This window comes from Hymenobacter daeguensis, assembly GCF_054780555.1.
Map to the genome: position 1 here is coordinate 1 of NZ_BAAGWC010000055.1, position 3238 is coordinate 3238.

Sequence of the window (3238 nt, forward strand, 5' to 3'; positions counted from 1 at the left end):
GGGGCGCGTGGGCTGGCCGCTTTCGGCAGCAGCCAGCCAGCGCAGGGCATTGCGCACCACGGGCTGGGCCGCCGGGGGCGGCAGGCGTTGCTGGCGCTGGGGCACGGCGGCTCCGGCCAGCTCGCCGGTGAGGCGCAGGGTCGCTTCGGGCAGGGGCGGCGGGGTGAAGCCGGCTTTCTTGACGAAGGCGCGGGTTTGCTGCTGCACCTGTTTCAGCAGGCGCAGGGCGCGGTATTCGTAGGGCAGGGCGGCTTTGAGCTGGCCGGTGCGCAGGCGCAGCTCGGCGGCCCACATCTGGTCGAGCACGGCGTGGAGCTTGGCCTTGATGGCCGGCTCCAGGAAATCGGTGGTTTCGGCATCGTCGTGCTTGTGAATGTAGGGGTCCATCAGCGCGTCGGTTTCGGCGGTGGGAGATGCTTTGGCGGGCGAAACGGCCGCGCTGCCGTGGTCGTGGTCGTCGTGTTCGGGGGCTTCGGCAGTGGGGGCGTCGTCGTCCTCGGCGGTGGGCGGGTGCGGGGCCGGGGTGCCAATTCCTGCTTCCGATTCTTCGCCCAGAAACTTGCCGTAGCGCAGGCGCAGCGTCTGCTGGTCGAAGCCCAGGGCATTGGCGCGGCTGGTCACCGTGGCGGCATCCAGCCCGGCTTTTTCGGCGAGGAGCTTTTCGGTATCAATGATAATCTGGCGCTGGCTGCGGAAGTAGGCCGGGGCCACTTTCACGCCCATGCCCAGGTCGGGGGCGCTGTCGGCCACGGCCGTGTCCTGCCACTGCACCAGGTACGAATCGGTGCGGGCGGTGTGGCCGTTGTTATCGCGGGCCGTGAGGTAGAAATACAACTCGTCGCCGTAGGTCAGGCCGAGTTTCGGCAAATTGAGCAGGCTGGCAAGGCGGGCCTGGCTGGTGCCGAGCCCTGCGCTCAGGTCGCGCCGAAGCTCGCGGAATTTCACCGCTTCGCCCTGCCCCTGCGCTATGGTAATGACCAGCTCGGCGCGGCTCAGGCCGTAGTCGTCGTGCACCGTGGCCCGGATGGGTACCTCCGGCCGCTGGCCCACGGCTGCCACCAGGGTGTAGGCCGTGGGGCTCAGAATGCGCAGCACCGGAGCCTGGTCGGGCAGCACGTCGATTGCGTAATCGTCGGAAACCGTGCCCGCGTAGCGGAGCCGGTAGAGCGTGGAGCGGTTCAGCACCTGCTCGGTAAAAAACCAGCCCGCCCGCCCGGGCACCGGCGCCAGCCGCACGGCTTGCCGGCCAAGCTCCAGCAGCGGCGCGGCCGGAGTGGTGCCCGCGCTCACCCGCACCTGCCAGCGCACCCACGCCCCCTGCGGGCACTGGAACGAGGCTTGCGCGGGCGCAAAGGCGGGCCGGCGCGTGTAGGCTGGCGGGCTCACCAGCAGGGTGGTTTCGAGAAGGCGCGGCGCGGGCTGCCGGCCGACTGTAGCGGGTTTTTCAAGCGGCGAAAAATGCATGGCTACCCCTGCCGGCACGCTGGTGCGGACGAGCGAAGGCAGCCACCAGCTAAAGACTCCAACGGCCAGATTGAGCCCCGCCAACAGCCAGTAGCCCACGACATTCAGCGGCAGCAGCGGCCGCTGCGCAGCGGCCAGCTGCGCAAGCCGCTGCGCTACCCGCTGCTGCTGAAACCGACTCAGCAGGGGTAACGCATCGGTGGGCTGCACCAGCAGCCAGGTGCTGTCTTCCAGCTCCGGATAGCGCCGGTCGAGCGCCTGGATGGCGGCGGGCAAACGCCGCCGCCATTGCCGCCGCCAGCCCCGCGCCGCCCACAAAAGCAACGCCACGGCCAGCAGCCCGACTACAAGGGCCAGGGTCTCAGGCCGGTGCCAGGCATCGGGCCAGCGCTGGCTTTTTTTCCAGAGCTGCACCGCGACCAGGCCAAGGTCCAGGCCAAACAGGAAGACGGCCAAATGTACCGGCACTTGTTGCAGCGCATAGCGCCGGGCCGCGGCCTGCAGCAGCTGCCGCCCCGTGGCCACCTGCGACGTGGTATCGACGACCTGGCTCATGATGCGCGGGCGGATAAAAGCTGCGTTTCCCGGCGGCGCGCCAGCAGGCGTTCAAGCAAAAACAGCAGGCCCACTGCCAGCACCAGCCACGCCCGCAACCCAGTGCTGCGCCACGTGCCGGCCGGGGGCGGCCCCATGGCGGGCTGCAAGCGGGCTGTGGTCGTGAGCTGAGCGGGGTCGAGGGCGCGCTGGTCGAGGCGGCTCAGGCGTTGTGCCAGCGCGGCGTTGCGCGGCTGAAGCGGGGCTGTTTCGTCGGTGGCTTCGGGTTGCAGCAGGGCCAGCAGCCGGGCCGGCAGCCCGGGGTCGTCGGCGAGCTGGCTCCAGGCAGGGCTCAGGCGCGTATGCAGCTGGTAAACTGCCCCTTGCCCCAGCGCCTGCCGCGAGAGCAGCGCGCGGCCCCGGCCATCGGCCCACAGCGTTTCGCTGCCCGGTGCCGGCGCAGCGCGGCCCCGCCGAAACACGGCCACCGCCGGGGCCGAAGTGGTGGCCAGTCGGGCCGTATCGGCCACGCCCGGCCCGGCCGCTTCCCGCCAGAGGCGGCTGCCGGACCGCTCCACATCCTGCTGCAACCCCGGCGGCAAGGGCTCATCGGAAAGCCAGAAGGTCCAGGTTGTGAGGTGCGTTGGCCTGCGCTGCACCCGGCGCAGCAGGGGCGGCACGGGCATGCCCACCGCTGCCGCCCGCAAAGCGGCGGCCAGGTAGCGGGCATCGGCGGCAAATTCCGGCGCGGCGTAAAGCTCGATAACCGGCGGCACCGCTTCGACACCGACCCCATTGTCCGCATCCGGAGCAGAAGCCGGAACCAATACCAGGCCGTTGCCGCCGTTTTTGTTGGCACGAAAGCGCACCGGGCCCAGGCCCGCCACCCAAATCGGCTGCCCGTGGCGCTGCGCCAGCTGCTTTTCCCGCCGAAACCTCGTCTGCGTTTCGCAGCTCTGCCCCACCAGCAGCTGCAGGCTGTCGCCCACCAGCTCCGCAGCTGCCAGCCACGACGTGGTGGCCGTATCGGGCAGCACCTGCCAGCGCACGCCCGCCGGCAAAGGCCGGTGGCTGCCCTGCCAGCTGCGCAGCCGGGCACTTGTCACCACCAGCATGGGCTGGCCGGGAAATGCCGCCGCTGCCTGCTGCACCCGTGCCCAGCCAAACGGTTCGGCCGGGTTGGCGCCGGCCGAGTCGGCCGGGCTGCCGGGGCGGCCGGCGGCCCGCCACCGGGCCGCTG

Annotated in this window: 2 protein-coding genes; both read right to left on the reverse strand. The window is 70.7% G+C overall.

Going from position 1 to position 3238, the window contains the following annotated elements:
- Nucleotides 1-2019 (reverse strand): DUF4175 family protein (locus tag ACYVHT_RS23225; protein ID WP_460557773.1); only part of this gene is annotated, 2019 nt, incomplete at its 3' end.
- Nucleotides 2016-3238, reverse strand: a 1223-nt coding sequence (locus tag ACYVHT_RS23230; RefSeq protein ID WP_460557775.1) for a hypothetical protein, incomplete at its 5' end; no start/stop codon positions are given. The genes ACYVHT_RS23230 and ACYVHT_RS23225, both read right to left, overlap by 4 nt.